General features: G+C 43.9%; 18 protein-coding genes. 10 read left to right on the top strand and 8 right to left on the bottom strand.

Annotated elements, in window-relative coordinates; all coding sequences use genetic code 11:
• Window positions 1-135: 135 nt before the first annotated feature.
• Window positions 136-954: an SOS response-associated peptidase gene (locus ACESMA_RS02215; RefSeq protein ID WP_372947125.1), complete on the top strand. Its 819-nt coding sequence runs from the start codon at window positions 136-138 to the stop codon at window positions 952-954.
• A 49-nt stretch (window positions 955-1003) separates the two neighbouring features.
• Here the strand turns inward: ACESMA_RS02215 and ACESMA_RS02210 are convergent, their stop codons facing one another.
• The 5 genes from ACESMA_RS02210 to ACESMA_RS02190 form a co-directional block, all read right to left on the bottom strand.
• Complete coding sequence (locus ACESMA_RS02210) at window positions 1004-1201, bottom strand: hypothetical protein (protein WP_372947124.1); 198 nt, start codon at window positions 1199-1201, stop codon at window positions 1004-1006.
• Between the two features lie 71 nt (window positions 1202-1272).
• Complete coding sequence (locus tag ACESMA_RS02205) at window positions 1273-4212, bottom strand: DNA polymerase III subunit alpha (RefSeq protein ID WP_372947123.1); 2940 nt, start codon at window positions 4210-4212, stop codon at window positions 1273-1275.
• A gap of 2 nt (window positions 4213-4214) precedes the next feature.
• Window positions 4215-5378, bottom strand: a complete 1164-nt coding sequence (gene dinB / locus ACESMA_RS02200; protein ID WP_372947122.1) for a DNA polymerase IV — start codon at window positions 5376-5378, stop codon at window positions 4215-4217.
• Window positions 5379-5743: 365 nt separating this feature from the next.
• Window positions 5744-6064: a nucleotidyltransferase domain-containing protein gene (locus tag ACESMA_RS02195; protein ID WP_372947121.1), complete on the bottom strand. Its 321-nt coding sequence runs from the start codon at window positions 6062-6064 to the stop codon at window positions 5744-5746.
• Entirely contained in the window at window positions 6043-6450 is a 408-nt protein-coding gene (locus ACESMA_RS02190; protein ID WP_372947120.1) for a HEPN domain-containing protein, read from the bottom strand. Before ACESMA_RS02190 ends, ACESMA_RS02195 begins: the two co-directional genes overlap by 22 nt.
• Before the next feature lie 151 nt (window positions 6451-6601).
• Between ACESMA_RS02190 and ACESMA_RS02185 the strand changes: the two genes are divergently transcribed.
• From ACESMA_RS02185 to ACESMA_RS02170, 4 genes are all read left to right on the top strand, one after another.
• On the top strand, window positions 6602-7393 hold the full coding sequence (locus tag ACESMA_RS02185; RefSeq protein WP_372947119.1) for an XRE family transcriptional regulator: 792 nt from the start codon (window positions 6602-6604) through the stop codon (window positions 7391-7393).
• A 74-nt stretch (window positions 7394-7467) separates the two neighbouring features.
• Window positions 7468-9033 (top strand): Gfo/Idh/MocA family protein, encoded by a 1566-nt coding sequence (locus ACESMA_RS02180; protein WP_372947118.1) that lies wholly within the window; start codon window positions 7468-7470, stop codon window positions 9031-9033.
• A 100-nt stretch (window positions 9034-9133) separates the two neighbouring features.
• Window positions 9134-9994, top strand: a complete 861-nt coding sequence (locus ACESMA_RS02175) for a sugar phosphate isomerase/epimerase family protein (RefSeq protein WP_372947117.1) — start codon at window positions 9134-9136, stop codon at window positions 9992-9994.
• A 52-nt stretch (window positions 9995-10046) separates the two neighbouring features.
• Window positions 10047-11315, top strand: a complete 1269-nt coding sequence (locus tag ACESMA_RS02170) for a polysaccharide lyase family 1 protein (RefSeq protein WP_372947116.1) — start codon at window positions 10047-10049, stop codon at window positions 11313-11315.
• Window positions 11316-11332: 17 nt separating this feature from the next.
• Here the strand turns inward: ACESMA_RS02170 and ACESMA_RS02165 are convergent, their stop codons facing one another.
• Entirely contained in the window at window positions 11333-12196 is an 864-nt protein-coding gene (locus ACESMA_RS02165) for an N-acetylmuramoyl-L-alanine amidase-like domain-containing protein (protein ID WP_372947115.1), read from the bottom strand.
• Window positions 12197-12220: 24 nt separating this feature from the next.
• Window positions 12221-14179, bottom strand: coding sequence for a sialate O-acetylesterase (locus ACESMA_RS02160; protein ID WP_372947114.1), 1959 nt, complete (start codon window positions 14177-14179; stop codon window positions 12221-12223).
• Window positions 14180-14442: 263 nt separating this feature from the next.
• On the opposite strand from ACESMA_RS02160, the gene ACESMA_RS02155 reads away from it, so the two are divergent.
• The 4 genes from ACESMA_RS02155 to ACESMA_RS02140 all read left to right on the top strand — a co-directional run bounded on the left by ACESMA_RS02155 (window position 14443) and on the right by ACESMA_RS02140 (window position 22810).
• Window positions 14443-15669: an ROK family transcriptional regulator gene (locus ACESMA_RS02155; protein WP_372947113.1), complete on the top strand. Its 1227-nt coding sequence runs from the start codon at window positions 14443-14445 to the stop codon at window positions 15667-15669.
• Between the two features lie 53 nt (window positions 15670-15722).
• Window positions 15723-19115, top strand: coding sequence for a SusC/RagA family TonB-linked outer membrane protein (locus tag ACESMA_RS02150; protein WP_372947112.1), 3393 nt, complete (start codon window positions 15723-15725; stop codon window positions 19113-19115).
• Window positions 19116-19135: 20 nt separating this feature from the next.
• Window positions 19136-20989 (top strand): SusD/RagB family nutrient-binding outer membrane lipoprotein, encoded by a 1854-nt coding sequence (locus ACESMA_RS02145; RefSeq protein ID WP_372947111.1) that lies wholly within the window; start codon window positions 19136-19138, stop codon window positions 20987-20989.
• A gap of 99 nt (window positions 20990-21088) precedes the next feature.
• Window positions 21089-22810 (top strand): PNGase F N-terminal domain-containing protein, encoded by a 1722-nt coding sequence (locus ACESMA_RS02140; RefSeq protein WP_372947110.1) that lies wholly within the window; start codon window positions 21089-21091, stop codon window positions 22808-22810.
• An 86-nt stretch (window positions 22811-22896) separates the two neighbouring features.
• Here ACESMA_RS02140 and ACESMA_RS02135 read toward each other — a convergent pair whose 3' ends face one another.
• Window positions 22897-24360 carry a Gfo/Idh/MocA family protein gene (locus tag ACESMA_RS02135; RefSeq protein ID WP_372947109.1) on the bottom strand — a complete coding sequence of 488 codons (1464 nt, stop codon included), beginning with the start codon at window positions 24358-24360 and terminating at the stop codon, window positions 22897-22899.
• A gap of 231 nt (window positions 24361-24591) precedes the next feature.
• Between ACESMA_RS02135 and omp85 the strand changes: the two genes are divergently transcribed.
• Window positions 24592-25914 carry an Omp85 family outer membrane protein gene (omp85, locus tag ACESMA_RS02130; protein WP_372947108.1) on the top strand — a complete coding sequence of 441 codons (1323 nt, stop codon included), beginning with the start codon at window positions 24592-24594 and terminating at the stop codon, window positions 25912-25914.
• Window positions 25915-25921: the final 7 nt, after the last annotated feature.

The raw sequence follows: 25921 nt of genomic DNA, 5'->3' as shown, positions 1-25921 counted from the left end.
TTGAAGTTTTATATTCAAGAGTAAAAATAACATTCAAAGTGGATTGAAAAAAGAATTCAAAAAAAATCATTTAAACTGTTTCTGAAAATTCTAATTTTGAAACAACATATTTTTTTGGAAAAAAGATGATGAATTATGTGTGGCCGGTTTGTTCAAATTATTGACATCGAGTTGTTTGTAAAAAGGTTTGGAGTAAAAAATCCAACTGAAATTCGTGTTCAGGATAATTTTAATGTAGCGCCGGGCGATTTGGCGTATGTAATTACCAACGATAAACCTGACGAGTTGCAGGCATTTCAGTTTGGACTGACACCGCACTGGGCAAAAAATCCGATGTACCTGATTAATGCCCGTTCCGAAGGTGATTTGAACAAGGAAAACGATGTGAATTATTCGGGTGAACTGGGCATTTCTAAAAAGCCGGCTTTCCGAACGGCCATAAAATCAAAGAGGTGTCTGGTAATTGCCAACGGCTATTTCGAAGGGCCTGAAAAAGAGCGGTTGAGCAAACCGTTTCACATTCACAAAAAGTACCAGGAAGTGTTCACTTTCGCAGGAATCTGGGATACCTGGGCAAACAACACCACCGGCGAAGTAGTGCATTCGTTTTCCATTATCACAACCGTCGCCAGCAACATTACAAAAGAAATCGGACATCACCGCTCACCTGTCATTCTGGATAAAAAAGACGAACACAAATGGCTCGACGATTCTCTTCCGCTGGAAGAAGTGCTCGGACTGCTAAAACCTTATCCGGGCGATGATTTTAAAGCCGATCCGGTTTCCATCCGCGTAAAAGACCCCAAAAAAAAAGGCCGCGACCTGCTGATTCCGGTTGATCACGGAAGCACCACCCAATACGATTCCACCGTTAAAAAAGACCTGAAACTGGAGGGAATGGGCCGCAACCGCCGAAAAGAGGACCCGTTGGGGAGGCAGGGAAAATTATTTTAAAAATTCAGAATTTGCTTTTGGGCATATCGTTCAATATAAATTCGATACCTCATCCCAACCCGTTTTCAATCTCTTTAAATGCCTGGTTGAAAGGAATCGGTTCACCTTTATGCTTTTTGGCATTGCGGTATTCTTTGATGTCGTCCAACTCTTCGGAATCAGCAATGAGTTTTTCATAAACACTGACCGGAATTTGAACAGCAATTTTGCGCCCCTTTTTATCTACTATGAAATTTTCTTGTGACATTGTTTTCTATTTACCTGTAATATTGTTGAATCACAAATTTATGAAAATTTATGAAACCGAACTCATCATTTTCACGCTTTGGGACTGGGCCTGTATGGCAGTTTCGCCATCTTTTCCACTTCCAGCGAAGGGAACCCGAATTCCTCCACCACTTTGCCCAGTACCAGGTAAATGCCGTCGCCGCGGAACGGGTAATTTTTCAGCGACTGCGGAAAATGTACCGTATCGAAAAACTCGCCGGTGGAATCGAGGAACGTGCCAAAATGCATAATCTCCTTTTTTACCGTGTGCACGCATTTTATAGTAACCAGCCGCCCGAGCATCCGCACCTTTTTTCCCAAATGGTGCATTAAATCTTTAGCCTGAATTTCGCCCCGGAAACCGGTTTGCAGCATGTCGAAAATGTTCATGCTCACCGGAAAACCCAGCAGTTCGATTTCGTCGTACGCATCTTCCAGTTTTTCGTGCTGAAGTTGGGGCAAGCTGAAATTTCTGGCCGGCGCCTGAAACAGGGCAAACGATGTGGCTGTTTTTGCCGGTTTTTTCAGCAGTAAGTGGGCCTCCCACAGCAGGTTCGATTTTTCCTTTCCGGTAAACCGGAACGCCCCCAGCCGGATGAGCAGTACCAATTGCTCTTTGGAAACCGGCACCCGTTCTGTAAAATCGGCAAGCGAACGGTACGGACCGTGGCAGTTTCGTTCGCTTACAATCAGGTTGATGGTGGTTTGCTCCAGGTTTTGCACGTGCACAAATCCCAGGTAAATGGTTGTGCCGGTAATGCACGTGGCATTGTTGCTGTTGTTCACACACGGCAGCTCAATGGTGGCGCCTTTCCGCCGGGCTTCGTTCACATAAACCCACGCAGAATAAAACCCGCCGAAATTGTTAATAACCGCCACCTGAAACTCCAGCGGATAGTGCGCTTTCAGGTAAAGGCTCTGGAAACTTTCCACCGCGTACGACGCCGAGTGCGCTTTGGAAAAAGAGTAGCCGGCAAACGACTCAATCTGCCGCCAAACCTCCCGCGAAATATTTTCGGGATACCCCCGCTTTTTGCAGTTGACAAAATATTTCTCCTCGATGCGGCTGAACTCCTTTAGCGAGCGATATTTGCCCGACATGGCCCGGCGCAGCACATCAGCTTCGGCCAAATCGAGCCCGGCAAAATGGTGCGCCACCTTAATCACGTCCTCCTGGTAAACCATCACGCCATAAGTTTCGGCCAGTTGTTCCTTCATCACCGGGTGGATGTATTCAAATTTATCGGGATTGTGAAACCGCCGGATGTACTCTTTCATCATACCCGATTTGGCCACACCCGGCCGGATGATGGAGCTGGCCGCCACCAGCGTAATGTAGTCGCTGCATTTCAATTTCTTCAGCAATCCGCGCATGGCCGGACTTTCAATGTAAAAACAGCCGTTGGTTTCACCGGTTTTGAGCTGCTGTTTTACTTTTTCATCTTCGAAAAATTTATCTACCCGGTGAATATCAACCTCCTCGCCGCGATTTTCGCTGATAATTTCCACGGCTTCCTTGATGTGCCCGATGCCGCGCTGGCTCAGAATGTCCAGTTTTTCGAACCCCATTTCTTCGGCAATGTACATATCCCAGTGGGTGGTGGGAAACCCTTTGGGCGGCAGGTCAAGCGCAGTGTAACAGGTAATGGGTTTTTCCGAAATTAGAATTCCCCCGGCATGAATGGTACGCAGGTTGGGAAATTCCTTCATCTGACTACTCAGCGTGGTAATGAGCGCTGTAATATTGTTTTTATTGTAGTCGTTTTCGGGGTCGTTCACCAGCAGGTCAATTTCCTCTTTGGGCAGCCCGAACACTTTCCCCAGCTCGCGCATAATTGACCGGTTTTTAAACGTGGAGGTGGCTCCCAGCAGGGCAGTGTGTTCCCTTCCGTACCGTTTAAAAATGTAATCCTGCACCTCATCGCGGTCGCGCCACGAGTAGTCGATGTCGAAATCGGGCGGACTGCTTCGTTTGGGATTCAGAAACCGTTCGAAATAGAGGTTGAGTTTGATGGGGTCCACATCGGTAATCCGGAGGCAGTAGGCCACCACGCTGTTGGCGCCGCTTCCCCGCCCCACGTGGTAAAACCCGCGCGACATGCTGTAACGGATGATGTCCCATGCGATGAGAAAATAGGCCGAGAACCCGAGCTTGTCGATGATTTGCAGTTCGTGTTGCACCCGCTCCCGTGCCAGCGGATTGTTTTTTCCGTAGCGGTAAACCATGCCGTCCATGGCCAGTTTTTCCAGCAACAGCTTATCGTCGTAAGCCGACTGACTGAACGTTTTTTTGTTTTTTATGACAGAAAACTCAAAACCGATGGTGCATTCATTTAATAATTTTTCGGTGTTTTTCAGAATGGCCGGATACTGTTCAAAAGCACTTTTCAGCAAGGCGGACGGAACCATTATTTCATCCTGACCGGCAAACTGACTAGGCTGCAGCTTGCTGATAAGCGTGTTGTGCCCGATGGCCCGCAGACTTTTGTGAAGAAACCAGCCCGTCTGGTTGCGAAACGTCACCGGCTGCCAAACCAGCAATTTATCTTGAAAATTGCGGTATTCGGAAGTGATGAGCCGGTTCACCTGCCCGGGTTTTATACCGGTAAATTCGTAATCTTTCAACTCACGCGGCTTTTTCAGCCCAAACGGGTAAATCACCGCCACATGACTAAACGGCCAGCCTTCGATGGAAAATTCCTTTTTGTTCAGGTTGTGCCAGGAGATGTAATCGTTCAACTCTTTAAATCCGGTGTTGTTTTTTGCCAAAGCGATACACAGCAATTCATCACCGTTCCGAATTTCCATACCGGCAACGGGTTTTATGCCCGCTTCGGCAGCTTTTTTTACAAATTCCGGAATGCCCATGGTAGTGTTGATATCGGTAAGTGCCATGACTTCCACGCCGTTTTGCCGGGCAAGTGCCAGCAGCTCTTCAATTTTGAGCGTTCCGTAGCGCAGGCTGAAATATGAATGGACATTCAGATACATAGTTACTTTTTTTTATACAAAACTCCCGAAGCCCGTTGAATAAGTTCAACCCCGTAGCGGCGCCTGATTTTATCCATCGACAGGTACAGTTTCACTTGCTTTTCGTTGTTTTCGAACAGGTTCAGTTGCTGGGCGCCGTGCACCAATCCGCCCAGTTTTACGCCAATGAGCCGCACCAGCATGCGTCGCTGGTAAAGCCGCCGGAAAAGCGACCGGGCCGTTTCAATCAGCGTATGGTCGAAAGCGGTGTAGGCCATTTTCTGTTGCAGGGTGTGCGTGTCGTAGTTGGCGTACCGTATTTTTACGGTGACCACCGAGGCCAGCTTCTCTTTTTTGCGCAGTTTAAAACAGAGTTTTTCGGTCATGGTGGTGAGCAGGCGCTCCAGCATCTGCACGTCGATGGTATCGGTTTCAAAGGTGCGTTCCGAGCTCATGGATTTTTCTTCGGAATAAGGAACCACCGGACTGAAATCGATGCCGTTGGCCCGTCGCCAGATTTCAATGCCGTTTTTTCCCAGCACGCTTTCCAGCATTTCCACCGGAATAGCGCTCAACGTTGCAATGTTGCCCACGCCCATCGACCGCAAAAGCTGGTAGGTTTTCGGGCCAATCATCGGAATTTTTTTAATGGAAAGCGGGTTCAGAAACGATTGCACATTTGCCCGGTCCACCTCTTTTTCGCCATTGGGTTTGGCTTCGCCGGTGGCAATTTTCGAAACGGTTTTGTTTACTGACAATCCGTAGGAGATGGGCAACCCGGTTTCGCGGATAATGGCCTGCCGCAATTCATGTGTCCATTTCAGCGCCCCCCAGAACCGGTCTATTCCGGTAATGTCGAGGTAATGTTCGTCAACCGAAGCTTTTTCGTAAAGTGGCGCCTTTTCAGCAATAATATCGGTTACCAGCCGCGAGTATTTGCTGTACAAATCCATGTCGCCCCTGATGACGGTGGCATCGCGGCAAAGGTTCAGCGCCATTTTCATGGGCATGGCCGAATACACGCCAAACTGCCGGGCCTCGTAGCTGCAACTGGCCACCACCCCGCGGTCGGAAAGCCCGCCAATAATAACAGGCTTGCCTTCCAGGGTTGAATCGATTAACCGCTCAACCGACACAAAAAAGGTATCCAAATCCATGTGTACAATCGTTCTGTCCTGAAACTGCATTTTGTTTTCCTCCCGTCCAATCCGTTATCTTTCTGGTTTCTGCCACAAAATTTGACTATATTTCAATCTAAATTAGCAATTATAAATTAGTCATTAGTTTGGAAATGGCAAAAAATTGAAGTGTAAAACAGATTACAACATAGAAAGACTCGCCGGTTGGTTCGATTTCTTAAAGAAGATAATAAGGTCAGGGGTGTATGAATTGGCCTGATTACTAAGGTAAGGAAATGGAAATAAGGTTTTTTTCTGTCCGCAATTCAACCATAACTTTTAAAGACTGTTTGAACCATTTAAGTGCTGACAGTCCTGATTGCTGGCTGAAATTCATCGACGGGTCGGTCATGCCGACTGCTCAGAGGTTCTGTTTATTTGGCCACATTGATTTCAATATCTTGTCCGTATTTAATAATCTCATTTACTATCGGATTGGTTGCTTCGAAATCTTTTTCTCTGAAAGGATGTGGCTCAATCCGACTGTCAATTTTCCTTCTTAGTCTCATCAAATCCAATTGTATATCAATCAGATTGCTGTAATCTTTTAAAATCACGGCAATATCAATATCGCTATCCTCATTGTAGTTGCCCTTTGCATAAGAGCCAAAAAGAATAATTTTTACAAAATCATATTTTGACTTTACAGCATTTGCATATTTTGCAGCTATATCTAGAGCATCTCTTTTATCCATGTCCGAATAATTTTTATTTTCTCAATCCAGTTTTGGGTGTAATCAGGAGTACACAAACTGTAAAACTCCTTTTTGTAATCATCGTATCTGGCATTCAGGTTAAACGATGTAATCTCGTCAAGCCAGTCAGAAAATTCATCCGACATTTCCAATCCAATTAACTCACCCAACCTATATAAATTATGGGTAAATGGGGCATGTTCTTTAAATTTCTTAACATAGAGGGCTTTAAGTAATTTCTCAGTTGAAATATGTCCGAGAAACAATGACCACCCGTATGATTTTGAATTATATAAAGTCAACATTGTATTAAAGTCATCGTCTGATGTTTCAATCCAGTGTTTAACAATCTTATTAACATCAATATTTGATTTGTTGTCTCTCATTAATTCATTGTTTTTGAACTCAAATATAACAATTTTAAGTCAGGTTGTTTCCTTCATTCCTGTTGCACAATCCAAAAAAACAACGTATTTTTGACTGTTTCTTAATCTTATTATATGATTATAAATTAGTCAATAATTTAAAAACAACAAAATGTACCTGTCGTCCAACATCAGATTTTTACGAAAAAGAAAACGGCTTACGCAAAGCGGACTGGCTGAAGTGCTGGAAATCAACCGTTCAGGTGTAAACAACTACGAAAACGGCTCGGTTATTCCGCCGGTGAACGTGCTGATTGCCCTTTCCGACCTGTTTCACATTTCCATTGACACGCTGTTGCGGATAAACCTTTCGAAACTTCGGGAGAGCCAGATGTACCTGATTGAAAACGGCTCCGACGTGTTTGTAAAAGGCAACGAGCTGCGGGTGCTCACCACCACCGTAAACAGCCGCAACCAGGACAACATCGAGCTGGTTTCAATAAAAGCAAAGGCCGGTTACACCACCGGTTATTTCGACCCCGAATTTATTGCGGGGCTTCCGGTTTTTCAACTGCCATTTCTTTCCAAAGAGAAAAAATACCGTACATTCCAGGTTTCGGGCGACTCCATGCTGCCCATTCCCGACAAAAGCTGGGTAACCGGCGAATATGTACAGGATTTGAGCGACATAAAAAACGATGAACTGTATATCATTTTGACATTGAACGAGGGAATTGTTTTCAAAAAGGTTAAAAATGAGTTAAAAGAGAAAGGCTCGCTTCGAATGATTTCCACCAATCCGGAATATGCCCCTTACGATTTGCCGCTGGCTGAAATACGCGAAGTATGGAAGTTCGTTCACTATATTTCTTCTGAGGTACCGGAACCCACCGAAACCGAGCATTTGCATCATCAAATAAAATCCATAAAAAAGGAACTGGAACAGATAAAAAGAAAGTTGTAAAAGCGCGTTGTCATTTTTAAAAATATACGCTAATTTAGCCGGAAACATCTTTAATAATTCTAAACCAGAATACCATGAACCAAAATTCAGATTCCGGTTCAACCTCCGGAAGCCCATCCAACACCTTTTCACTCAACCGGCGCAGTTTTATTGGCGGAGTAACCTCGGCAGCAGTAGGTTTAACCATTGTACCAGCGCACGTTTTGGGTGGCAGCAAATACGTGGCGCCCAGCGACAAGGTAAATGTGGCCTACATTGGCACCGGAACGCAGGGATTACGCGAATTGCCTGCCCTGTTGCAAATCCCTGAGGCACAGGTGGTAGCCGTGTGCGACCCGCAAAAGGAAGCCATCGGGTATTACGACTGGAGTCCCAACGGGCTGCTCAACGAACTCAGAAAAACCATTGACAATCCCAACTGGAAACCCGGTGGAGACAACAAAATCCCGGGCGGCCTCGACAACGGGAAACAGATTGTAGATGCTTTTTACGCCAAATCATCGGCATTGGGAAGTTCCAAAGGTTGTGCTGCCTATGCCGATTTCCGCGAAATGCTGGAAAAAGTAAAAGGCATTGATGCCGTGAAAGTGATGGCCACTGACCATTTACATGGAGTGATGGCTGCCGCAGCCATAAAACGGGGTATCCACATTACCATGCACAAACCTATAGCCAACCGCTTGCAGGAAGGATTTGAAGTGATTGAAATGGCCAAAAAGTCAGATGTGATTACGCACTTTATTCCCTGGGAATCGAACGGCCCCATGAAACAGATTCTAACCTGGATAAACGGCGGGGTGATTGGAACGCTGCGCGAGGTACACAACTGGTCGAACCGCCCGGTGTGGCCGCAATACGCTGAAATACCGGCTGACAAACCACCACTGCCCAAAGGTTTCGACTGGGATTTGTGGCTGGGACCGGAAGCTGCCCGTCCTTACCATCCGCATTACACCAACATGGTTTTCAGAGGCTGGTACGACTTTGGCGGCGGCGCTATGGCCGACATGGGTCATTACAGTTTGTGGACGGTTTTCAAAGCACTGGAGCTGGAAAATCCGACTGCTGTTGAACCGAACCTGAGTCATGTTTGCGGACTTCGCGAAAATGCAACAGCTTACCGTCTGCATAACGATTATGCTTTTCCGTTTGCATCGAAAGTACGTTTTAAGTACCCGGCGAAAGGTGCAAGGCCTGCGGTTGATTTAATTTGTTACGACGGCGGGATGCGGCCACCGGTTCCGGCAGAATTTTACGAACAGAACAAGGAACTGCCTATCGAAGGAATGATGTTCACCGGCGACAAAGGCATCATCATGTCGTCGTCGTTTAATGTGCGCGAACCGTATGTGCTTTCGGGCGATTTAAAACTGGCCGAAGATTTGAAAATTGACGACCCATATATTCAGGTTTCCGGAATTAAACGGTTTATCGATGCCGTAAAAAGTGACGAACAACTTCCGGGAAGTTTCCGCGAAGCCTGGCCCATAACCGAAGCGGTTAATTTGTATGCGGCTGCACTTCGGTCGGGGAAAACCCTGAAATACAATGCGCAGAAAAAGGAAATTACAAATGCCTCCGATGCGAATTTTTATCTGACACGAGAATACAGGAAAGGATGGAGTTTTGAGGAGATTTAGTTTAAAGTTCACCCTTTGAAATAAATCTTCGATTTAATGCTTCGCATTATCTCACAGGGAAAAGTTCAAAGTTTAATGTTAAAAGTTTAAAGAAAATATCATGAATTATTCCAGAAGAAATTTCATAAAAACAACTGGCGCTTCAATTGGTGCTGCTGTGCTGATGAGCCAACTTCCGTTAAATGTGTTCGGTTTCGGTTCAAAAAAACCGGAATCGTTTGGTTTTCAGGTGTGGACCATCCGGGAAAAATTGATTGAAGATTTTCCGGGTACGTTAAAAATGATGGCAGGTTTAGGATACAAAGAGGTGGAAATGTGTTCACCGCTGGGGTATTCCAATGCTGGTTTTGAGCCGCTGAACCTCATGAGTGGCAGGGAAATGAAAAAAATTATTAAAGATACCGGGTTGAAATGCACCAGCTCACATTTTAATATGGGCGAACTGCGCGATCATTTGGAAAACCGCATTGAGTGGGCACACGGGCTCGGCATGAAACAAATGATGGCAGCCAGTTTCTGGTTGCCCAAAGATGCTTCGGTTGACGATTTCCGACGGACTGCCGACGAACTCAATGCCATTGGCGAAAAAACCAAAAAAGCCGGAATTCAAATGGGATTTCACAACCACCACATGGAATTTGAAAAACGTGACAATGAACTGATTTACGATGCCCTGCTCGACCAGTTCGATCCTGACCTGGTAAAAATGCAGTTCCAGGTGGCTGTGGTGAATATCGGCTACAAGGCTGCTGACTATTTTCGCAAATACCCTGGCCGTTTTATTTCGGCTCACCTGGCCGACTGGTCATCTGCAAAAGATGCCCAGGTACCCATCGGGCAAGGCGACGTGGACTGGGACGACTTTTTTGAAGCAGCCCAAACCGGCGGCATCAAAAATTTTTACGTGGAAATGGCGCCGGAAACCTTCGGGCCAAGTGCAGAATTTCTGAAAAAAGTTTAATAAGCATCTGGCTGAAAAATAAAAGGCAGCATGGATAAAAAATTGTTATGTTATGATGATAAATAAGGTTCTTCTCGTAATACTTTTTTGGGCGTTTCCGGGTTTAATTTTTTCGATTCAAAATTACACTGGCGGCAATAATGCAACAACCGTTAATGAAATCCCAGCGATTACAAAAGGTGGGCAAGGAGGTAAAATTATAAAAGTAACCAACTTGAATTCAAGTGGCGATGGTTCATTCCGTGAAGCGGTGAATTCGGATGGTCCCCGGATAATTGTGTTTGAGGTTGGCGGCGTAATCGATCTGGGCAAAAGCAGAATTATTATTGACAAACCTCACGTAACCATTGCCGGGCAAACAGCACCCTCGCCCGGAATTACCTTTATCCGTGGCGGAATTTCTGTTACTACGCATGATGTAATCATTCAGCATATAATGGTCAGGCCGGGCGATGCCGGAGAACCTAAAAAAAGTGGCTGGGAGCCTGACGGTATTGCAACATCGGGAGGCAATGCCTACAATATTTTAATTGATCATTGTTCCGTTACCTGGTCGGTTGATGAAAACATAAGTGCTTCCGGGCCAAGACTGGAAGGACCTGAAAATACATCGCACAGGGTAACTATTTCTAACTGCCTTATTGCTGAATGTTTGAGCAATTCAACCCATGCCAAAGGTGAACACTCCAAGGGAAGCCTGATACATGATAATTGCCGGGAAATAACCGTTCAGCGAAATTTGTTTGCCCACAACAAACAACGAAATCCTTATTTCAAAACTGCAGCCACAGGAATTATTGCCAACAACCTCATCTACAACCCGGGAAATGCTGCCATTCATACGCATTGGGTAAAAAGTGAATGGGAAGGCCATCCTGAACCTCCACTTGCGAAAATTGCAATTGCAGGTAATGTACTCATTCCGGGCAACGACACAAAAATCAAAGCCTTCATTAACGGAGACCATGCAGAACTTTTCCTTAGGGAAAATTATATCGAAAACAATTCCTCCGGAATTCCACTGACTGCCGGAACGTTTAAAGAAACAGATTCGCCGCCATTTCAACCGGCAGGGTTAATGACTTCCGGCAAAGTGACCGACTACATTCTGACCAATGCAGGGGCACGACCTGCCGACCGGGATCCCATCGACCAACGAATTATTAACAGTGTAAAGAAAAAACAAGGCCGGATTATTGACAGTCAAAACGAGGTTGGAGGTTATCCGGATTACGCTCCTGTTTACAGAAAATTAGAAATTCCGAAAGAAAATATACAGGAGTGGCTGGATAAAATGGGTAGGGAGGTAGAAGGAAAATAAATTTACGGCACCAGGTTTCACAGCGGCCTGGCTACCATAATTCCTGTTGCCGATTTGCTGCTCAGCAGATATTCTTCCAGGGTTTCTTCTGAAAGAACCACTTTTTCGGCTGCCGAAGAAGCATGCAGCAGATGAATCCGTCCTCCTTTGCGAATCAGAATTCCCATGTGCGAAATGTCGAGCCCTTCAATGCTGGTGGTAATTCCCACAATATCGCCGTCCATCAACTGATCTTCCACTTCAGCCAGTTTTTCTTCGGGTATGTAAAAATGCTGCCGCGAATTGATGTCCCTTTCTTTTTGAGCAATAATCTCCACCAGGTGGCTGCTGTCTTTCAACTGCCGATAACTATCAGGATGCGTGCTCATAAAATTGATTTCCTTTGGATAGGGAGTGGCTCCAATTTCTTTGGAAAGATTTCTTACCAGTTTTTTCTGCTGGTTATCGAAAATCCAGTCGGTAGTATAATGCAGCCGTGAAGGATAACCGTCAATTTTTCCACTGCGGTACCGTACGTTTTTCAACTCTTTGGTAAACTGCTCAAATGTATGCTCGCCACTTTGAATGGTTTTGGTTAGTGCCAGACAGTTTTCCACCAGTGTGGTGCAATCCAGTCCGCGCAGATTGACCACCAGTTGTTCCTCATCGCCTTTTTCGAGTGTGTGGGCCACATAAGGCGTTTCCATAAAATAGGTTCCCAACTTCACCATTAAAACCGAAGTGGGTGAACCTTTTTCGTCTGCAAACAATTCAAAAATCTGCTCTACAATTTCCTTGTCCTCTTCAGTAGAAATGGTTTTGAATTCTTCGGTTTCCACATTTCCTTTGAAGGTACAACTTGTCAGCAGGAAGTAAAAAACAGATAATATCAGGATTCGCATTGGTAATTAAATTTGAATGAATAATTATTTGGTAATTCCCGGCCAATCGTCGGTGCGGAACGGATTGGCAGGAAGCCCTTCCTTGTTATAAAGATTCACATCATCCGGATTGTTGGCCCAGCCGTAACGCACCGATACCGGATTCGAAACTTCTTCGGAATAAACCACCACTGTTTCGTCGTCAACCAGTTCTGCTTTTGCCCAGTGAAATTTCCGGTCGGGGCCGGCCAGAGTAAAACCTTTCAGGTAACCGTAACGGTCTTTTATTTCCAGTCCGGAGCCAGTTTCAGAAAAGGATATGTAAGCTTTTCCATTTTTAAATTCAACTGAATCGTACATGGGACCTGAGTGCACCACATTTTTTTTGTAGGCAATTTTAAAAGCATTCAGTGCCAGGCGTTTTCCTACATCCTGTTTGTTGCGTGGGTGAATGTCGTCGGCCTCGCCAATGTCGATGGCCAGCGCCATTCCAGTGTTGGGCAGTGCCAGGGTTTTGGTTTGTGCCTCGCGCAGTTCGGCCCAATCGCTTTCGCCGGGCTCCTGTGGCGGCTGTGTGTAATTGGCCAGCGAAACAAACAAAAAAGGAAAATCGCCCTGCTGCCAGTGGTTGCGCCAGTCGTTTATAAGCGAAGGGAAAACGCGCTGATACTGCTTTGCCCGCCCGGCATTTGATTCGCCCTGATACCAGATGGCGCCTTTTATTCCGAAAGGAATTATGGGATTAATCATGGCATTAAAAAGCAGCGTGGGATAAGAATTGGGGCCCACATTAACAGAAGCCACTTCAGCTTTTGCAATCCGGAACTTCCAATCGCCTGAAATATCTATTTTTTCATTTCCGATAGCAAGAAACTGTTCTTCAGGATCGCCCCAAATGCCACCATTTCCACCGGTGTCCTGCACACGCACAACAATCATGTTTTTGCCGGGGTTCAAATATTTTTTATCGATGGTGTAAATGCGGTCCTCGTCATATTTGTTTTCGGTGCGACCGATTTCTATACCATTAATAAAGGTAATGTCCGAATCGTCCACTTTTCCCAAATGAAGCGTGAGGTTGGCGTTGGTGTATTCTTCGTTGAGTTGAATCTCTTTGCGGTACCAGCCAATCCCGTCAATATCAATGTATCCCTGATTTTCCCAGTACATGGGTGTTTTAATGCTGCGCCAGTGTCCGTCGCTGTAATTGAGGCCTGCCCAAACCGGTTCACCGTCAACTATTCCTTTGTCTTCGGTTGGTATTTCACCGCCCAGCAATTCTTTCACCTGGTCGAGACGGGTTTTTCGGTAGCTTTCCAAATTCATCTGCTGCAATTCAACCAGTTTTTCCTTGAGATCAGGGTCGTTACTAATCGTGTTCGGACTTATCCACGTTTCAGCCACTGTTCCACCCCAGGAAGTGTGAATGAGTCCGATGGGAACATTTAATTCCTGATGTAAATCCCTTCCGAAAAAATAACCCACAGCAGAAAAACCTGCCACGGTTTCCGGTGAACATTCTACCCATTCCCCATCAGAAATATCATCCTGCGGAGATTGCGCAACAGCTCTTGGAACAGTAAAAAGCCTGATGTTCGGGTAATTGGCAGCGGCTATCTCCTCTTCAGGATTGTTGCTTTGATCAACCCTCCACTGCATGTTCGACTGGCCTGAACAAATCCAGACCTCCCCTATCATCACATTTTGCAGCTCAATGGTATTTTTACCTTTTATAATAAGATCATAAGGTCCGCCATAATTCTGTTCAGGCAAATTCACTCTCCAATTCCCCTCTCTGGTTGCTCTTGTTCGAACAGTTTGTCCGTTAAAAGTTACGGAAATCCGCTCACCCTGATCGGCCCAACCCCAAACCGGGATTTCAATTCCCTGTTGCAAAACCATGTTGGAACTGAATATTTTGGGAAGTTTTACATCGGCAAACACATTGAAATAAGATAAAGCCAAAATAGTTGTTGCCAGAATTAATTTATTTACATGTTTCATTGTGATTGAACTTTAATATACAGCCAAAGCTATTATTTTTTTGTGTTCGTTAAAATTAAAATTAAAGAAGAATGGATACGATTAGGATTGAAAAGTGTTAAAATGAAATAACAGAGTGAAATGTCTTACTTATTTTTTTTCGGAAAAACTCAAAATCTTAATCTTAATTTTGCCAAAAATAAATTCTTTTTAAAATTTTTTAATAATTATTTGCATTTAACGAAATTCTTTATTTAACTTGCACCTGTTTTTCAATAAGTGCTATGATACTAAATGGCGATATTAAAAAAGATGAACTATCAGGTAACATGCTGAAAAAATATCAGCAAAAAAAGAAAATACTGAACCTGTTGTACAAACACGAAACACTTTCGGGGCCAATAATCAGTAAACGTATTGGAGTAAGCCTTCCTACAGCAATTTCGCTGTTAAATGAACTTACCGATTTAAAATATATTGAACAACGAGGTACAGGAGAGTCGCGCGGAGGCAGAAAGCCCACACTTTTCGGGTTATCTAATAATTCAATATTTATTATAGCATGTGAAATTGAACGTTACCGCGCCAAAATAATCATATACAATTCAAACAACCAGGCAGTTACACCACTTGTTAAATTTGAAACGTCAATAGATGACGATCAACTGGTAGATAAAATACATCAACATGCCAAACATCTGATAAAAGATAACAAAATAGACGAAAAGCGAATTTTGGGAGTTGGCATTACAATGCCCGGTTTGATTGACGAAGTTCAGGGAATGAACTTTACTATAAAAAACAAGGCTTACCAAAATGTGAAAAAACGCCTCGAAGATAAATTTGGGAAACTGGTTTACGTTAACAACGATGCCCGGATGCAGGCTTATGGCGAATATATTTTTGGAGCAGCAAAAGGGCATAAAAACGCCATTGTGGTTACCTGGAGTTACGGGGTTGGCCTGGGAATTATTATTGATGGAAAATTGTATAACGGGGCCAGCGGATTTGCAGGAGAGCTTTCGCATATACAACTTGTGGAAGACGGAAACCTGTGTATTTGCGGAAAACGAGGATGCCTCGAAACAGTGGCATCGGCATATGTTTTAGTCAGGGAAGCTAAAATTGGAATAAAGGAGAACAGAATTTCCCAACTCACCGGGCAGTTTACAAATCATCCTGAAGATTTAAAACCTGAAGATGTAATTAGCGCAGCCAGGGCCGGCGATGAATTTTCCATTCACCTGCTCCATCAGGTTGGACTTGCACTGGGTAAAGGACTTTCAGTAACACTTCAGCTTTTAAACCCCGATATTATTGTTCTTGGCGGGCCAATTTCAGCAGCCAACCAGTTTGTACTTACTTCCATCCAACAATCACTTAATAAATATTGCCTGGAACAAATTTATTCCAATACAAAAATTGTTGTTTCTGAAATTTGGGAACAGTCTGGTTTATTAGGCGTTACAGCCATGTTATATCAAAAGCTTTTTAGTGATTTACACAGTTAAATATATAATCGATGAAGAGAGAGAGTCTAATTTCTAATTTAAATTAAAAATCTATGCGAAAGATTTTATTAACACTTACCATGTGCTTTGCCCTGGTAGCAGGAGCAATGGCACAGCAGGCAGTAACAGGAACTGTTACTGATGCAGACGGGGTCGGGATTCCCGGCGCCACAGTGATTGAAAAAGGAACGGCAAACGGAACAGTTACCAATGTGGATGGTAATTACACGTTGAATGTTTCTTCGGGAGATGCGGTTTTGGTATTTTCATTTGTTGGAATGTCAACGATGGAAGTTCCGGTAGACAACCGCTCCACAGTGAATGTAACGCTTACCGTTGATGCCATTGGCCTCGACGAGGTAGTGGTAACCGCGCTGGGGATTAAACGTGAAACCAAAAAAATTGGTTATGCTTTTACCGAAGTAGATGGCGAAGAAGTTGCTGCACTCAACACTGTAAACACAGTACAGGCTTTGCAGGGTAAATCAGCCGGTATGAGTATTGGTGCTTCTGACGGTGGTCTTTTTGGTAACACAAAAATTCAAATTCGTGGGGTATCGGTCCTAAATTCAAGAAATAACCAACCAATATTTGTTATTGACGGGGTTATTCTGGATAACGATGTTTCAGCCGCACACGCTGACTGGTCGGGCAGCTCAAACGACTTCGGGAACCAGCTAAAAAACCTGAACCCCGATGATTACGAGTCGATTTCGGTTTTGAAAGGTGCTGCTGCAACTGCACTTTATGGTTCGCGTGGTATTAACGGAGCTATTGTAATTAAAACAAAAGATGGTATGGGTAAAAGAGGTCTGGGTGTAAAAGTTACCCAGTCATTTGGTATCGACCATGCTTTTGCTCAACCCGATTTACAGTATGAATATGGTCCGGGTGCAATGCCGGGTTACGTTGATTATGGTGAAAAAGACAGCAACGGCAATTATTACCGGTATTCCAGTAATCAATTCTTTCTGAATGCCAACGGACAACCAACCAAACAAGGATTTGGATGGGAATGGATGGGATTCGGACCAAAATTCGATGGTCGTGATATTATTGATTACGATGGCTCAACAACCAGTTTCAGCCCGGCAAGAGGTAACATGCTTGATGCATACGACCTTGGATTTAACAGCAATACGTCTGTGGCTGTAAGCGGTGGAAACGAAAAGAGCACCTTTTATCTTTCGGATTCATACAACCACAGAACCGGTGTTTTCCCTTCAAACAAATTCACCAGGAACTCCTTGATGTTCACCGGTACGCATAAAATGGCCAGTTGGATCGAAGCCGATGCATCTATTTCATTTACAACATCAAATCCGCAAAACCCGCGGAATGACCTGGCCGAACTTTTCACTTCCGGTACCTGGACAAACTGGTATGATACAAATAAATGGAAAAAACGTGAAGTTTGGCAGGCATCACATGGTGGTGTTCCCAGTTCAGCTTACGGAGATGATTATGTTTATGTTCCTTCAAACGGAACATGGTTTTCCTATAACTTAAATTCAAGCTCACGCGAAGAACAGGTTATCAGACCCATAGTTGGTTTGACTGCCAATTTAACCGATTGGTTATCGCTACGTGTTGAAGGAAACATGAACTCATATACTGTAAATTATGAGCAAAAAGATTTGGGAACAGGTTATGCCAATGAAGGTGGATATTACGAACTAAGGCATGACAAAGACCTGAGCCAAACCGGAAAAGTAGTTGCAAACATTACCAAACAATTAACCACTGATATTTCATCAAATATTATGATTGGTGGTGAACTTTGGAAACAGGAAAGGTCATACACAAGTGTTAGAACTGATGGTGGACTGATTGTTCCCGGACGTTTCTTCCTGGATAACTCAAAAAGAACAAAAATTGGCTCTGGCAGTGTAAGTGCAACTAAACAAATTAACTCACTTTACTTTTTGGCTAACTTTGGCTGGAAAGACGCATTGTTCCTGGATATAACCGGACGTAATGACTGGTCTTCTGCCCTGGTTTACTCAGACGGAACCGGTAACAATTCATATTTTTATCCGTCAGTTAGTACCTCATGGCTATTTAGTGAATCTTTAGCCATGCCAGACTGGTTATCATTCGGTAAAATTCGTTTATCGTGGGCACAGGTTGGTAACGACACTGCTCCCTATTTCCTAAACCCGGGTTACTCTATTGGCAACTACGAACTTTCTAACGGAAGTTTCGTGTACAACAATACCAAAAGCACAACATCTGTTGACAGAGATATACAACCTGAAAAGAAAAACTCTTTGGAAGTAGGTTTAGATCTTCGTTTGTTCAGTGGTCGTTTAGGTTTTGATGTTGCTTACTACAACGAAAACATTAACAACCAGATTGGCCAAGTGCCAATTCCCCAGGAATCTGGCGTTTCGAACCTGCTTACCAACGTAGGTTCGCTTAAAAACCAAGGTTTTGAATTAAAAGTGGATGTAACACCGGTTAGAACTGCTAATTTTACCTGGAAATCCTCATTTAATTACTGGAACAACAAAACTACTGTAACCGAATTGCATCCGGACTTTGGAGCATACAAAGTTTTGGGCGACACCTATGTTAACTACGGTAACTACCGAATTGGTTCTGTTGCTTTCGAAGGTGGTGAATATGGTGTATTGATGTCAGATATTCTTCCATTAAAATATGAAGCTGACAACCCAAACGATCCGAAAAACGGAATGCCTGTACTGGCATGGAGTGATGCACGAAGAGGTGCCTATTACCAACGTAGTTACGAGGTAGAGGAAATTGGCAAAATTCAACCCGACTTTGAAGGTTCCTGGGATAACTCATTCACTTACAAAAACGTGTCGATGTCAATTCTTCTCGATGCCAGATTTGGCGGTCATGTAGCATCTTATGCCAACCGCTACGGTACTTCTTACGGATGGCTCGATACTTCTCTCGAAGGACGTGATCCTGAATTTGGTGGTGAAACCTGGACTTCAAAATATGGTGACACAAATGGCAGAACTTATACTGACGGTATTATTCCGGAAGGAGTTTTTGCTGATGGCCAAATGGTTACAGCACCAAACGGACAACAGGTTAATGTAGGCGGAATGACTTATCAGGAAGCTTTTGATGCGGGTCATGTTGAACCAACACATGCAGGATTCTATCACTACTTTACCAACTCGTGGGGACAGGGTGTAATTAACGATAGCTGGTATAACGAACTAAGCTACATTGCACTGAGAAATATCTCGATAGGCTATACACTGCCAAAATCGGTGGCACAAAGCCTGAAAGCTGAAAATCTTTATGTTGGATTCAATGCAAGAAACCTGGGCTACCTGTACAATACCATGCCCAATAATATGAACCCGGAAAGTTTCCGCGGAACAACAAGTGATGCCAGCTTCCTGCAACGTTCTGTAATGCCATATACGGCAACTTATACTTTTACATTATCTGTTGACTTTTAATCCATTAAAATTAGGAAACAATGAAAAATAAATTTAAGATAATATTTGCTTTGATTTTTCTGATGGCATGGGGTTGCGACAAAGATCAATTTGCTGACTTAAACTCCAATCCTTCCAGTTTATCAGAGCCCGACCTGAGGTATTCAATTACCAAAGCGGTTGAACAAATGTATGGTAACGATTATACCAACTGGTTTTATTCCAACTTCCAGTACATTTACCCATGGTCACAAATTACTACGGTTCAGGGAGGAAACGGACCTGCTATGGCTGAAATGGGTCCTTACGGATCGCAGAATATTTATTCCGGACTGATTCCTCAAACGATGGATGTCCGTCATCGCATTGATGCTATGGAGGAAAGTGATAAGGCGATTTATCAATCTTTAAAAGCCATTACTTATGCCATTCAAATTCAGCCGGCAATTACAGTTACCGACTTTACCGGTTCAATGGTTTATACCGAAGCTGGTATGGCACCTTACACAACTCCGCCGCTTATTACTCCTAAGTACGATAACCAGGAAACTCTGTTTAATACCTGGTTAACTGAATTGGATAATGCAATTGCTACACTTACCACTGCTCAAAACCAGGTTGTATTAGGCAATCAGGATGTAATTTATGGTGGAGATTACACCAAATGGGCAAAATTCTGTAACCTGCTAAAATTAAAAATTGCAGCTCGCCTGGTGAATATTGATAACGCCAAAGCGATGCAGATTGCCCAGGAAGTAGCTAATTCTTCTGCCGGTTATATGGATAACCTGGATGATGATTTTGTTTACAACCGTGGTGTAAAATATTATGGAACAGGAAACGCAATGTGGATTGGCTATGCCGGTAGAAATATCGTTGACTTTTTGGTAGAAAACAGAGATCCACGCTTGCGTTTTATTTTCGAGAAAAACCACTTTAATGCAGAAGTTGTTCAGGCATTTATTGATGCAGGAAAAGACCTGCCTCCATATGTGGAAGAACTTGTAGAATTTGATGGCGAAGGTAATTTTGCAGGCTGGAAAGGTCCCGGTGAACCATGGGTGAGATACCACGGCGTTCCGCTGGCTCCCGATGCTACTCTTGCCGGCGAAAATGATATCTATTTCAACCAGGGTACCTTAAACCGTATTTCTTTGAATGGTGTGGAAAAAACCTATTCTTCAACCTCACTTTACTCTGAAAAACTGGTTCGAACAACCTACAATTACACCTATCCAACCAAACCGGGCGGACGTGTAATTCAATTACAAGACAATGATCCACCGTTGCACGTTATTCTTGGAACTGCTGCAGAAACCAACTTGTACCTGGCCGAATTCAAACTGTTAGGTGCAAACCTTCCAAAAACAGCCCAGGAATATTTCAACCGCGGTGTTGAATTGTCAATCCGCCGTGCCGATGCGCTGGCAGAAAATAACCAGATGCCCTACTACGAAAGTGATCCGGTTTACCTCGATGCGGCAGAAGCAGCAGCGGCTTCAACTCAGTTGAAAGCTGGTGAAATTGATGCATTGCTGGCTCAACCAGCTTATGACCTAAGTACCGATGGTCTGGAAAAAGTTTACATTCAGCAGTATATCAACTTCGCCAATACACCCGGCGATGTTTGGGCAGTAGTGCGTCGTTCAGGTATTCCGAAAAAGAACAGTAATTACCTGGCTTGGGATCCCTTACTTGCCTCGGGCAACGAATTGACACTGCCCAGAAGATTTACAGTGGGAACTCCTACAGAAGACAGCAAAAACTACGCAAACCAGTTGCAGGCTGTTCAGGAACAGGGATTCACATCAGGAACTTCGGATCCTGTTATTTTGAACACTGAAAGATTATGGTTCGACAAACAAAATCCGCAATACGGTGCCGGTCCAAAATAAAAATTAAAAAATCAATTGTTATTGTTTAATATTGGTTTAGAGAGATTCAAGAGCTGCCGGTTTTCCTGGTGGCTCTTGTTTTTTTATAAAATACATAATATGATGACGTTAAAAAAATTAACAACATTCCTGGTGCTATTTGTTTTTATGAGTTTTACACAGGTTTACGGGAATAACAAAGGCCAGCTAAAAATCATCTACCAAACCCTTGTAAACGGGGAAATTAGTGACAGGGGCGGAAATACAATTGTGGTGGCGGGAACAGAAGCATCAAGGTCATTCTCCGAAAACCCCGGCGTGGAGCTAATTCCGCAAACACCTGAGGAAACCAGCTACATCGACTTCAAAGAAGAACTTACCTACCAGGTTGCCGATCTTTTTGACGGGCGACGAATTTACGCACAAACTCCTTTTTCTGAATATCCCGCATTGGAAGAAACCAGCGAAAAGGAAGAAATACTGGGCTACACCTGTAAAAAAGTAAAAGGTTCGCTGCGTTCCAATTCCATAGAAATCTGGTACACCGCGGAACTTAACGCAAAAGGTACGCCGCTGATGAGCCACGGCATTGTTGACGGTTTGATTCTAAAAGTAGTGAGAAATGGCAATTATGGTTTAGTTGCAACCAATATCGAAGAAATAAAAAACCGGGATGCAGAACCTATTTTCCCTGAAAACCTGGGAGAAAAAACAGATGCTCCGCTTTACCGGCATTTGCTCACCAGCAGTTTTATCACAACTGTTGAGGTTTTTGACGACGAGCAAATCAGTTGGGGAAATCCCATCGAAAATCCGGATGGTATTCAATTAGAAAAAACATACAAATATGCCGGAGGAACAATCATTGCCAAAAAAGTGAAACTGCCGGAGGTTACTTCCGATTATCTGGTATTTGCCGAACTGGAGCAATATTCCAACGGAGATGCTTACGACCGCACCGGAACCGTTTTTATTATTCCTGAAAACAAGGAAATATCGTTTTTCGATGCGCTGGAAAATGGCGTGGAAACCGTCCCGGCATTTCAGGCGGCAAACGGAAAAAGTTACCACGGAACAATTGCCACACCCGATTTTGCCCCGGCAGTTGAACTGGTGCGCTTTTTTACCCCATTCGGCGTGAATCATTTTAACGAGCAGGTGCAGGTTTACGGTCAAGAGTGGGAAGAAAAAGCGTATTACAAACAGGATATTTCAGATCTTTTGCCGCTTTTTAAAGGCGAAGTCTGGATTGGTGTTTTTATTGGCAATTACGACAAAGGAGGTCACAAAGTAAGTCTTGACTTGAAATATTACCCTGGCAGCCGAGTGGTGCGCGAAAAGGAAAACGAAAAAGAGTCCTGGATTTATCCGTTGTTCAACACACTGAATATTATGGAAATGGCCGGACAGGAGTACGGAACCATGTTTAAAAACGATTCGCTGAAAATTGCTTTCGAAGTGCCCGAAGGTGTTGAAAACCTTACGCTGCGTTACATTTCAACCGGCCATGGTGGCTGGGGTGGTGGCGATGAGTTCAACCAAAAGCTGAATGAAATTTTTATCGATGACCAGTTTGTGGACAGCTACATCCCCTGGAATGCCAATTGCGGCGCCTACCGGAAGTACAATCCATCTTCGGGTAATTTTTGGAACGGGGTAACATCAAGCGATTACAGCCGCTCAGGCTGGTGCCCGGGAGAAGCCACCAATCCTGTTTTTATTCCGCTTAAAAACCTGAAACCAGGAAAACATGTCATGAAAATTGCAATCCCTATTGGAGAGTGGCAGGGAAACAGTTTCAGCCACTGGAATATTTCCGGAGTGCTGATTGGAGAGAAATAGCTCAATTTGCTTTAGATTCACAAATAAGAAGCTATCAGGAGTGTTTTCCCGATAGCTTTCTTTTTATATTGATTTTTGAAAATCTGCTAAACATTCAACTGACTTTCAGCTTCGGCAGCCACTCGCACGCTGGTATTTCCGCCCCGTTTCAGTTCCACATCCACCGGTTCGTTGGTTTCCCATTTTCCGTTGGTAAAATCTGGTACGTCAATCGAATTGGAACGGTTGGCCACCGACCATTCGCTGAGCGGGGCAACCACACTCCAAAGGGCTGCATCGTAAACATCCTGATCAAGTGGAATACCGTTGCGCAGGCAGTCAATCAACCGCCAGTCCATCATAAAGTCCATTCCACCGTGGCCACCGACTTTTTTTGCCATGTCGCCTACCAGTTTTACAATTTCCGGTGTATATTGTTCCTCAAGCACTTTCATTTCATCAGCATCAAACCAACTGTGTCCTTTGGCAATTTTCCCGGGAAGCGGATATTTCCGGGCAAAACCTTCGGTGCCACTAACCAGATGAATGCGCGAATAAGGCCGTGGACTGGTAACATCATGCTGAATCATGATGGTTTTTCCTTTATGCGTGCGAATGGTGGTGGTATTCATGTTTCCGCGGTAACTGTCGGTGGCAAACGATTCAAAAAAACCGTCTTCAGCAGCCAGTTCCCGAGCCATTTTTCCCATCTGAAAATCGTTGGTTGACATGGAAGTGAGGTAATCCATTTTATCACCACGGTTAACGTTCAGAACCTGACAAACCGGGCCCAATCCATGCGTTGGATAAAGGCTTCCGTTTCGTTGCTGGTTTTCCCTGAGCCGCCACATGTCGGAATAGGAATCTTTTCCAAAATTGCTTTGAAGCAAATCGTGGATATAAGCTCCTTCGGTATGAACAACCTCACCAAAAAATCCCTGACGGGCCATGTTTAGTGTAAGTAATTCGAAAAAATCGTAACAGCAGTTTTCAAGCATCATGCAGTGCTTTTTGGTGCGTTCAGATGTTTCAACCAGTTGCCAGGCTTCTTCAACGGTTACTGCAGCCGGAACTTCGGTGGCTGCATGTTTGCCGTTTTCCATGGCATAAACACACATAGGTGTATGCAAACTCCACGGGGTAGCTATGTAAACCAAATCCACATCCGGACTCTCGCACAACTTTTGCCAGGCATCTTCACTGCCGGTATATTCTTTGGCTTTTGGCAAACCATGTTTTTCCAGAATTCGCTGGCAACGCGCTACACCTTCCGGATTTTTATCACATAAAGCAGTAATCTCTACTCCTTCGATGTTCGAAATGCGTTCTACTGCTCCGGGACCACGATTTCCCAAACCAATAAAACCAATGCGCACTGTTTCAAGTTTGGGTGCGGCGTAACCACACATGTTAAACTGCTGTGGGTGCTGTCTTCCTGCAGCCTCTTTAATTGCAGCCAGGACCGATTCTTCTGTTCCGGTTGGTTTACTGCACGATGCAAATCCTCCTGAAATTACACCTGCACCGGCAACTCCTGCAATCTGAAAAAATTTCCTTCTGTTTGTTTTCATTTTATACCTGGTTTTAAGTTTTGAATTTATTTCAAAAGTGTTTTGTCTTAATGTAAAAAGTTTAAAAATAGGAATTAAAATATTATCTTCCATTTTTTTAGATAAAAATCGAAGCCTGAATTTACTTTTTTCTATCTTAGAACGCTAAAAAATAGCAAATTACTTTTATTCACTTTTCTTAAACCGTTTGAATATGTATTTTCATTAATCAACTTATTAAACTGAATTACAATGAAAAAACTTGGATTACTATGTTTCATATCGCTTTTTTCTTTGCAGATTTTTGCCCAGGAAGAAGAAGTAACTAAAACAGGCTGGAACTTTGGTGCGCTGCCTACAATTACTTTCGATACTGATTTAGGATTTCAGTATGGCGCTCTGGTAAATCTTTATAATTATGGAGATGGCAGCCGCTATCCAAATTACAATCATTCACTTTATTTTGAGGTGTCGCGATTTACCAAAGGTAGCGGAATTAACCGGTTTTACTACGATTCTGACCAGCTTATTCCTGGACTGCAAACTTCACTGGATATTAGTTTTCTTTCTGATCAGGCTTACGATTTCTACGGATTTAATGGATTCGATGCCGTTGTAAATCCGGATTGGATTGACGATACTCAACCAGATGATACTTATAAAACCCGCATGTTTTACAAATACGATCGCAAAATGTTCCGTTTTAAAATGGACCTGCAGGGAAAGATTTCCGGAGAAAAGCTCAAATGGGCCACCGGCGTGAATCTGCTGAATTTTAATATTGGCAAGGTTGATTTGGAAAAACTGAACAAAGGTAAAGAAGGCGACGAAGTTTTACCCGATGTGGACGGATTATACCAAAAATATCAGGACTGGGGAATTATTTCGGTTGAAGAAGCCGATGGTGGTTTTGTTCCCGAACTAAAAGCCGGTTTGGTTTATGATACACGTGACAACCGGCCCAATCCCATGAAAGGAATCTGGACCGAAGCCGTGCTGGTTGGAGCCCCTGAATTTTTGGGCGCCGAAAGCGGTTTTGCCAAACTGAGCCTAACGCACAGGCAATATTTTACACTCATTCCCAACGATTTATCGCTGGCTTACCGGCTGGCTTACCAAACCACCATTGCCGGCCATGCACCATTTTACTACCAAACCCAGGTTATTGTTTCTGAACTGAAAGGTGCAGCCTCCGAAGGCATGGGTGGCGCCAAGTCAATACGCGGTGTTCGCCGCAACCGCATTGTGGGCGATGGTTTTTTCTACGGTAACCTTGAAGCCCGGTGGAAATTTGCCCGGTTCAGGTTTATCAACAACAACTTTTACCTCGGGTTAAATGGGTTCACCGATTTCGGACAGGTGACCAAAAAAATAGATAATACTTCGCCTGATGGGTTTATTCCTGAACCGGAAGGATATTTTGATAATGATGCCGAAAAAATGCACTTTTCATACGGAGCAGGCTTGCGTATTGTAATGAACCAGAATTTTGTAATTGCTGTGGATTACGGTTTTGCTGCCGACGAACGCGATGGCGATTCAGGCCTTTACATTGGATTAAACTATCTCTTTTAAAATATCA

It is taken from the genome of Mariniphaga sp., from assembly GCF_041687215.1.
In the GTDB taxonomy this organism is placed as follows: domain Bacteria; phylum Bacteroidota; class Bacteroidia; order Bacteroidales; family Prolixibacteraceae; genus Mariniphaga.
This window is presented reverse-complemented; position numbering and strand designations above follow the sequence as displayed.

What these genes read in the sequence shown, in the direction of transcription:
- ACESMA_RS02165 (WP_372947115.1), bottom strand. Translation starts at nt 12,196, where the DNA reads ATGCGAATCCTGATATTATCTGTTTTTTACTTCCTGCTGACAAGTTGT.
- omp85 (WP_372947108.1), top strand. Translation starts at nt 24,592, where the DNA reads ATGAAAAAACTTGGATTACTATGTTTCATATCGCTTTTTTCTTTGCAG.
- ACESMA_RS02135 (WP_372947109.1), bottom strand. Translation starts at nt 24,360, where the DNA reads ATGAAAACAAACAGAAGGAAATTTTTTCAGATTGCAGGAGTTGCCGGT.
- ACESMA_RS02170 (WP_372947116.1), top strand. Translation starts at nt 10,047, where the DNA reads ATGATGATAAATAAGGTTCTTCTCGTAATACTTTTTTGGGCGTTTCCG.
- ACESMA_RS02160 (WP_372947114.1), bottom strand. Translation starts at nt 14,179, where the DNA reads ATGAAACATGTAAATAAATTAATTCTGGCAACAACTATTTTGGCTTTA.
- ACESMA_RS02190 (WP_372947120.1), bottom strand. Translation starts at nt 6,450, where the DNA reads ATGAGAGACAACAAATCAAATATTGATGTTAATAAGATTGTTAAACAC.
- ACESMA_RS02155 (WP_372947113.1), top strand. Translation starts at nt 14,443, where the DNA reads ATGATACTAAATGGCGATATTAAAAAAGATGAACTATCAGGTAACATG.
- ACESMA_RS02185 (WP_372947119.1), top strand. Translation starts at nt 6,602, where the DNA reads ATGTACCTGTCGTCCAACATCAGATTTTTACGAAAAAGAAAACGGCTT.
- ACESMA_RS02175 (WP_372947117.1), top strand. Translation starts at nt 9,134, where the DNA reads ATGAATTATTCCAGAAGAAATTTCATAAAAACAACTGGCGCTTCAATT.
- ACESMA_RS02145 (WP_372947111.1), top strand. Translation starts at nt 19,136, where the DNA reads ATGAAAAATAAATTTAAGATAATATTTGCTTTGATTTTTCTGATGGCA.
- ACESMA_RS02150 (WP_372947112.1), top strand. Translation starts at nt 15,723, where the DNA reads ATGCGAAAGATTTTATTAACACTTACCATGTGCTTTGCCCTGGTAGCA.
- ACESMA_RS02180 (WP_372947118.1), top strand. Translation starts at nt 7,468, where the DNA reads ATGAACCAAAATTCAGATTCCGGTTCAACCTCCGGAAGCCCATCCAAC.
- ACESMA_RS02140 (WP_372947110.1), top strand. Translation starts at nt 21,089, where the DNA reads ATGATGACGTTAAAAAAATTAACAACATTCCTGGTGCTATTTGTTTTT.
- ACESMA_RS02215 (WP_372947125.1), top strand. Translation starts at nt 136, where the DNA reads ATGTGTGGCCGGTTTGTTCAAATTATTGACATCGAGTTGTTTGTAAAA.
- ACESMA_RS02195 (WP_372947121.1), bottom strand. Translation starts at nt 6,064, where the DNA reads ATGGATAAAAGAGATGCTCTAGATATAGCTGCAAAATATGCAAATGCT.
- dinB (WP_372947122.1), bottom strand. Translation starts at nt 5,378, where the DNA reads ATGCAGTTTCAGGACAGAACGATTGTACACATGGATTTGGATACCTTT.
- ACESMA_RS02210 (WP_372947124.1), bottom strand. Translation starts at nt 1,201, where the DNA reads ATGTCACAAGAAAATTTCATAGTAGATAAAAAGGGGCGCAAAATTGCT.
- ACESMA_RS02205 (WP_372947123.1), bottom strand. Translation starts at nt 4,212, where the DNA reads ATGTATCTGAATGTCCATTCATATTTCAGCCTGCGCTACGGAACGCTC.